Below are 7452 nucleotides of genomic sequence, written 5' to 3' on the forward strand. Positions count from 1 at the left end.
AATGCCAGTACATCATGGTATGTTAGTGTCACGACGCCCTCTCTGCTCTATGGTTGGTTTCGCAACTACCAAATAGCAGGAGGACGTCGTACTGTCAAAAGTGGGTAAGACCCAGCCCTGCAGGGACTTGACAACTGGAAAAAAGCTGTTATAATTATCACAGAGTACTAGATCATAGTATATTCAGTTCTGAATATTTTGTCAAGGTGTCCTCTTGGTTTACGCGGGTCCTGGTGTTTGCAGAGCATCGGTCCATGGAGCTGTCCTTATGAACGATCCGAACAAATCGATCCTGTCCCGCAAGCAGTTCCTCAAAGCCGGCCTGGCCGGCACTGTTCTCATTGCCGTCGGCGGCAAGCTGATGACCCTCGATCAAGCGCTGGCCGAGGCGCGCGGCAAATACGCCCTCATCATTGACCTGAACAAATGCACCGGCTGTCGCGCTTGTGAGCTGGCCTGTCATCAGCGCAATGAGCTTCCCGGGGATATGTCCTACATTCGTGTCTACCCCAAACAGAAACCGGATGGAAGCCCCTATTTCCTGCCGGTGCAGTGTCAGCACTGCGTGAAGGCGCCCTGCGAGAGCGTCTGTCCCACCGGCGCCACCTATCACCATGAGAGCGGGGCCGTGTTGGTGAATGACAAGACCTGCGTCGGATGCCGCTACTGCATGGTGGCCTGTCCCTATGATGCGCGGCGCTACGATGAGGAAAAGGGCATTGCCGAAAAGTGCTGGTTGTGCCTGGACTGGGTGTTAGGGGGCGGTGTGCCGGCCTGCGTGCAGGCCTGCGCGCCGGGCGCCCGCATCTTCGGCCGGCTGGATGACCCGGACAGCGAGGTGAGCCAGCTCATCGCTTCCGGCCGGGCCAAGCCCCTGCATCCGGAATTCGGCACGGAGCCCGGCATCCTGTTTTACATCTTCCCCGGTGAATAAGGCCAGGAGGAGCGAGCATGGGACAAACACATTGGGGGTGGCTGGTCGCCATCTATCTGTTCCTCGGCGGCATGGGCGCCGGCTCACTGCTCACCGCGGCAGTGGTGGAGCTGACCGGCGAGCGCTATAAGCACGCCTTCTGCCCGACCACGCTCATCGGCGCCGGCGTCAGCGGACCGCTGGTCATCATCGGCTCCCTGTTGCTGATCTTCGACCTGGGCGCCGGCAAGATGGAACCCTGGCGAATCATCTACATGTTCACCCACTTCACCTCGGTGATGACCTGGGGCATCTGGCTCTTGACCCTGTTCATCCCGGTGAGCCTGCTCTACGGCTTGATGGAGATCATGGACAATTATCCCGGCATCTTGGCCTGGCTGCGGCGGTTCCTCAAGTTCCTGCCGGCCACACTCCCGTATCGCTCCATCCGGCGGGTGCTGGCGGGGGTGGGCGCCGTCCTGGCGGTTGGGGTGGCCATTTACACCGGCATCCTGCTGTCCGTGGTGCGGGCGGTGCCCTTGTGGCACACGCCGCTGTTGCCGCTGTTGTTCCTGGTCTCGGCCGGCTCCACCGGCATGGGCCTGACCATTGACCTGGGCGCCACCATTGCCGTGCCCGACGTGGCCCGCCGCTTCCATGCCCTGCCCATCATCCACATCGTGCTGATCGGCCTGGAAGCGGTGCTGATCGGCCTGGTGCTGGCAGTGGCCTGGCTCCAGGGCGGCGTAGCCGCAGAGTCCGCCCGGCTGGTATTGATGGGGCCGAATGCCGTCATCTTCTGGGCCTTTGTGGTGTTCCCGGGATTGTTCTACCCGTTTGTGGTACACGCGTACGCCATCGGCGCCCGCCGGCACGGGTTTATCTCCGGCATCCTGTCCGGCGCGGGCATCGTCATCGCCGGCCTGTTCCTGCGCTATCTCATCGTCTTCTCCGGCATCCCGGTGGCGCTGTAAGGGAGGGTGAGTATGCTTCCACAGAGTTGGCCTCGTTGGACCCTGATCCTGATCGCGCTGGCACTGGCCGGCGTCGCCATCGGCCTCGGGTTACTGCTCCAACCCATTGGGGTGGCATTGGCCGGCAAAGCGCCCACGCCGACCCCGACCCTGCACGCCATTGCCTATGCCCTGCCGGCGAAGTCCCAGACCTGCCGCGAATGCCATTTCTCCCTCGATGCCCTGAAGGCCAGCGCGGCAGACCCGAATCAAGTGGAAGAATTCCTGATTGAGCCGGAGTCCATCTACAAGCCGCATGGCAAGCTGGGATGTGTGACCTGTCATGGCGGCGATGGCACGGTCTCGGATAAGGAGGCGTCGCATAAGGGGCTGATCGCGGACATCACCAAGGATCGGCCGGCAGACTGCATCGTCTGCCATTACAACCTGCCGGCGGAAATCCCCGGCGACCGTCTGCGCACCCCGCACAAGATCGTAGCGGATAAGATCGAACACGGTCAGGCGCTGGACGTGTACTGCAGTGACTGCCACGGTCAGGTGGGGCACGGCTTTGACCCGGTCTCGGGCAACGTGGTGTGCAATATGAACGTGTGCCTGGACTGTCACGAACAGCGCAACCTGGATGTCAAGCTGACGGAATGCAGCGCCTGCCATGTGGGGCCGCATGACGTGCAGAATCTGAACTGTGACCTGTGCCACACTTCCACCCGGGATTGGGCGCAGGTGAAGGTGGCGGTGCATCCCATGCCATTGGTCGGCAAGCACGCCGAGGTCGCCTGTTTTTCCTGTCATCGCTATCCGAATTTCGGCGGCTTGTCCACGCAGTGTGTGGCCTGTCACGAGAAGGCGCACGATTTTGGCGGCGATGATTGTGCCTCGTGCCATGACCCGGCCAACACCTGGACCTTTGCCGCCGGCACCTGGCCCGAACATGTGCAGATCTGGGATCAGTACAAGGGCAAACATACCCAGGTGGACTGCGTCGGCTGTCATATCGAGGGCCTGCGTGCCAAGATTGCGTCGAACTGTGACGCCTGCCATGCCAAGCCCTCTTCGCATAATCAGGACGCCTACGCCGGCGACTGCGTGAAATGCCACCAGGCGGACCAGGCCTGGGAAAGCGCCGTCAAGCCGGCGGGCGGATGATCGCTTCGTTGTGTCACGATGGGCGCGCTCATCGAACACATATCACTATGATGCAAAGGAGAGGTGGCTATGAAAAAGTTTGCACTGCTCAATCTGGTCCTCGTGCTGGCGCTGTTGTTGGCCGGCGTGGCCTATGCCGCGGAGGACATCCTGGCGGCGGCCAAGGCCTACTTCAGCGGCGGCACCAAGAACATCTCTGCTCAGGCGCTCTATGAGAACCTGAACGACGGTGACACGTCCAACGACCCCTTCATCCTCAGCGTACGCAATGCGGAGGATTATGAGAAGGGGCACATCAAGGGCGCGGTGCGCATGGATGTGAACGCGGTCTTCACCCCCGAGAGCCTGGCGCAACTGCCCAAGGACAAGCCCATCGTGGTCTACTGCTACACCGGCCAGAACGCGAGCTGGGTGACCGCCGGCCTGCGCATGCTGGGCTATGATGCCTACAACCTGCTCTTCGGCATGAGCGGCTGGAGCAACAACCCCGAGGTTTATCACCACCGCTTTGATCCCTCTACCGTGCCCGATTACCCGGTGACCACCGAGGCAGTGGAGGCGACCGGCAATTACCCCCTGCCCAAGCCGCTGGGCGATACTGTCCAGGCGGCCCTGCAGGCCGCTCTGAAGGACGGCACCAAGTACGTGCAGGTGAAGGCGCTGTACGAGAACCTGAACGACGGCGATACCAGCAACGATCCGTTCATCATTGACCTGCGGTCCGCCGAGCACTATGCCAAGGGCCACATCGCCGGCGCGGTCAACATGAGCCCCAAGGAAATGTGGGATGCCGCCACGCTGGCAAAGATCCCCTCCGATCGCCAGGTGGTGGTCTACTGCTACACCGGCCAGACTTCGGCCCAGGTCGCTATGGCCCTGCGAGCGCTGGGCTACGATGCCTACAGCCTGCTGTACGGCATGCAGGCGTGGAGCGCCAATCCGGAGGTCGCGGTGAACCGCTTTGATCCCAGCAAAGTGCCCGACTATCCGACCGAGGGCACCGCTTCCGGCGCCGCGGCTGAGGCGCAGGCCACGCCGGCCACCCTGCCGACCACCGGCGGTGCGGTCTTCCCCGTCGAAGGTCTGGTGCTGGGTCTGGGCGCGCTGAGCCTGGGCGCGGGCCTGGCTCTGCGCCGGCGGAAGTCCGCCTAAACAATCGTCCAAGCTATTACCCCTCTGGTGGATGGGTGAACCCCATCCACCAGAGGGCAGTATATCTCAAAGGGATTGTCGTATTACATTGTCTCATTCTTTGCACCGCAGGATGTCCTTGTCCATCCCTTTTCAGGGAGAGATGCTATGAGTGAGTTTCTGCGAAGACTTGTCCGATGGGCGGGGCCAGTGGTCCTGATGCTCATCGGTCTGCTGGTGATGGTGGCGGCGGCAGGATGTGGGCCGGCCCCCACGCCGATTACCCCGGTCCCGCCCACGCCGACCCAGTATGCGCCGCCGGCCGTTCAGCCGACGCCGACGACGCCGCCCAAGCCTACGCCGGTGGCGTTGCAGTTCCCTCTGCTGGCGCCGGCGAAGACCGGCGACGGCTTTGTGAAGGCGGACGATTCCAACTGCCGCACCTGCCACACGGATGAAACCAGACTGCGGGAGCTGGCGAAAGAGCCGGAGAAAGGCCCCAGCCTTTCCGAGGGCGAGGGGTGAGGAGGCGAAGTGCCTCAGGTTGAGGCATGGCAAAAGGTCTTCATCAACGGCAAGCAGTTCCCTGCCAGCCTGCACTCCCGCTTTGGCTGTATCACCTGCCACGGTGGGAAGTCGGGGGTTGATTCCATGGAAGCGCATGAAGGCGTGGTGCGCGAGCCGGATTCGCAGAAGGCGTGTGCGCCCTGCCATCGCGAGATCGTGACCACGGATGCCACCAGCCTGCATACCACGCTGGCCGGCTACCGCACGGCCCTGTACGCGCGCAGTACGCCGGATAAATATCCGCAGATTGAGCAGGTGATGGCGAATCACTGTGACAAATGTCACACCACCTGCGGGCAGTGTCATGTCAGCATGCCCACTAATCTGGACGGCGGTCTCCTGCAGGGGCACGACTTCAAGAAGATCCCGCCGATGAACTTGACGTGCACGGGCTGTCATGGAAGCCGCATCAATGATGAATATAAGGGCGAGAATGAGGGAATACCGGCGGATGTGCACTGGCAGAAGGCCGGCATGCCCTGCTTCCGCTGTCATTCGGAGGAGCAGGCGCACGGCGCGCTGGGCGAAAAGAAGCACCGCTATGACGGCCCGCCGACGCCCGACTGCCGCGAATGCCATACCGATGTGAAGCCCGGCGACGGCATCGCCCAGCATACCGAAAAGCACCTGGAACTGCTGGCCTGCCAGGTCTGTCACGCGACCACGTACAAGAACTGCTACTCCTGCCATGTGGCACAGCAGGACGGCATCCCGTACTACAAGATCGCCAAGACGGTCATGGACTTCAAGATTGGCCTGAACCCACTGCGCAGTCCGGAGCGCCCGTGGAAGTACGTCGTGGTGCGGCATGTGCCCATCGCACCGGATGACTACGAGTACTACGGCAAGGACCTGCTTCCCAACTACGATGCTCTGCCGACGTGGAAATATGCCACGCCGCATAACATTCAGCGGGTGACGCCGCAGAACCAGTCGTGCACCAACTGCCACGGCAATCCGGACATCTTCCTGACCGAGAAGGACCTGCTTCCGTATGAGGTGAAGGCCAACGAGGGGGTGGTGGTCAAGGAAATCCCCGGGTTCTGAGCCGGCGCTCGTGAATTCAAAACGGGGCATCGCCATATGGACGATGCCCCGTTTTGAATTTGTCGTTTCGGAGCGGGCGTTCACTGCCGCCGGCCGTAAATCTCCTGCAGGCTGTACACGGCGAGGGACCCTTGCTGGAGCGCCCGGATGGCCCCCACCGCGGACATGGCGGCCGAAAGGGTGGTGAGCAAGGGCACCTGGTACTGGGTGGCGGCAGCGCGGATGCGCATGCCGTCGCTGTAGGCATGGTGGCCCAACGGGGTATTGATGATCAGGTCCACCTGGCCGGCGGCGATGGCGTCCACCACATGGGGCGAGCCCTGGCTGACCTTGTTCACCGCTTCCACTTCCAGCCCTACGCGGCGGAGCCATTCGGCGGTACCCGGGGTGGCCATCAGGCGGAACCCGAGCCGGCTGAGATCCCGGGCGATTTTCAGGATCGCTCCCTTGTCATAATCATTGACGCTGATGAGGGCGGTGCCGCTGGTGGGCAGGGGCATGTTCGCCGCCATCTCGGCTTTGGCAAAAGCCTCGCCAAAGGTCTCACCAATGCCCATGACCTCGCCCGTACTGCGCATTTCCGGGCCGAGGCGGGCGTCCACGCCGGCGAATTTGTGGAAGGGCAGGACGCTCTCTTTGACGAAGAACTTTTTCACCTCCGGTTCCTGGGTGAAACCGATCTCGACCAGGGACTGGCCGGCGATAACCCGGGCGGCGATCTTCGCCAGCGATACCCCGGTCGCCTTGCTGACAAAAGGCACTGTCCGGGAAGCGCGCGGGTTGACCTCCAGCACATAGACGATCTCGTCCTTGATGGCGAACTGCACGTTCATCAGGCCGCGCACCTTCAGCGCCAGGCCAAGCTGGTGGGTGTACTCGCGGATGATGTTCAGATGATACAGGCTGACCTTGTAGGGGGGCAGAACGCAGGCGGAGTCGCCAGAATGCACGCCGGCTTCCTCGATGTGCTGCATGATGCCGCCGATCACCACCCGCTCTCCGTCCGCCACCGCATCCACGTCAATCTCAAAAGCATCTTCGAGGAAGCGGTCCAGCAGGAGGACACTGCCCTCCGAAGCGCGCATCGCCTCTTCCAGGAAGGCGTCCAGCTCTTCCATGTTATATACGATGACCATCCCACGCCCACCCAATACATAGGATGGGCGGAGCAGGAGGGGAAAGCCAATGTGCTGTGCGACCTGGCGGGCTTCCTCGGGCGTGCAGGCCACGCCGCTTTCGGGCTGGGGGATGTCCAGCTCCTTCAACAGGGCGCTCATGCGGCCGCGGTCTTCCGCCAGGTCAATGGATTTCGGCGAGGTGCCCCAGATGGGGACGCCGGCGGCCTCCAGCGCCCGCGCCAGCTTCAGCGGCGTTTGTCCCCCGAACTGCAGGACGACGCCGTCCGGCTGTTCCACATCCACGATGTTCAGCACATCCTCAAGCGTCAGCGGCTCAAAGTACAGGCGGTCTGCGGTGTCGTAATCGGTGCTGACGGTCTCCGGGTTGCAGTTGACCATGATGGTCTCATAGCCCAGTTCTTTCAGGGCGAAGCAGGCGTTGACACAACGACCAGGAACTGCGCCGCGTCGTGGATCACGGCCTGCGCGAAAGCCCGGTCCATCAGGTGCTGGTCGAGATGTCGCTCCTCGGTTGGAAGGAATACGAGCTAGAGGT

The 7452-nt window shown here is 62.2% G+C and carries 7 protein-coding genes; 6 read left to right on the top strand and 1 reads right to left on the bottom strand.

The annotated features are described in order from the left end of the window. The first annotated feature begins 361 nt into the window (after positions 1-361). The 6 genes from H5T60_09530 to H5T60_09555 all read left to right on the top strand — a co-directional run bounded on the left by H5T60_09530 (position 362) and on the right by H5T60_09555 (position 5778). A complete protein-coding gene (locus H5T60_09530; protein ID MBC7242672.1) occupies positions 362-934 on the top strand; it encodes a 4Fe-4S dicluster domain-containing protein in 573 nt (190 codons plus the stop codon). Positions 935-951: 17 nt separating this feature from the next. Then, positions 952-1887, top strand: coding sequence for a polysulfide reductase NrfD (gene nrfD, locus H5T60_09535; protein MBC7242673.1), 936 nt, complete (start codon positions 952-954; stop codon positions 1885-1887). Positions 1888-1899: 12 nt separating this feature from the next. After that, entirely contained in the window at positions 1900-3033 is a 1134-nt protein-coding gene (locus tag H5T60_09540) for a hypothetical protein (protein MBC7242674.1), read from the top strand. Between the two features lie 69 nt (positions 3034-3102). Then, positions 3103-4185 carry a hypothetical protein gene (locus H5T60_09545; GenBank protein ID MBC7242675.1) on the top strand — a complete coding sequence of 361 codons (1083 nt, stop codon included), beginning with the start codon at positions 3103-3105 and terminating at the stop codon, positions 4183-4185. Positions 4186-4332: 147 nt separating this feature from the next. Then, a complete protein-coding gene (locus tag H5T60_09550) occupies positions 4333-4689 on the top strand; it encodes a hypothetical protein (protein MBC7242676.1) in 357 nt (118 codons plus the stop codon). A 9-nt stretch (positions 4690-4698) separates the two neighbouring features. Next, positions 4699-5778, top strand: coding sequence for a hypothetical protein (locus tag H5T60_09555; GenBank protein MBC7242677.1), 1080 nt, complete (start codon positions 4699-4701; stop codon positions 5776-5778). An 80-nt stretch (positions 5779-5858) separates the two neighbouring features. Here H5T60_09555 and carB read toward each other — a convergent pair. Continuing rightward, positions 5859-7452, bottom strand: a 1594-nt coding sequence (carB, locus tag H5T60_09560; protein MBC7242678.1) for a carbamoyl-phosphate synthase large subunit, incomplete at its 5' end; no start/stop codon positions are given.

It is taken from the genome of Anaerolineae bacterium (assembly GCA_014360855.1).
In the GTDB taxonomy this organism is placed as follows: domain Bacteria; phylum Chloroflexota; class Anaerolineae; order JACIWP01; family JACIWP01; genus JACIWP01.

Bases quoted from the DNA above. Each gene is read 5' to 3' on its own strand.
- H5T60_09550 (MBC7242676.1), top strand. From the start codon at position 4,333: ATGAGTGAGTTTCTGCGAAGACTTGTCCGATGGGCGGGGCCAGTGGTC.
- H5T60_09540 (MBC7242674.1), top strand. From the start codon at position 1,900: ATGCTTCCACAGAGTTGGCCTCGTTGGACCCTGATCCTGATCGCGCTG.
- H5T60_09545 (MBC7242675.1), top strand. From the start codon at position 3,103: ATGAAAAAGTTTGCACTGCTCAATCTGGTCCTCGTGCTGGCGCTGTTG.
- nrfD (MBC7242673.1), top strand. From the start codon at position 952: ATGGGACAAACACATTGGGGGTGGCTGGTCGCCATCTATCTGTTCCTC.
- H5T60_09530 (MBC7242672.1), top strand. From the start codon at position 362: ATGACCCTCGATCAAGCGCTGGCCGAGGCGCGCGGCAAATACGCCCTC.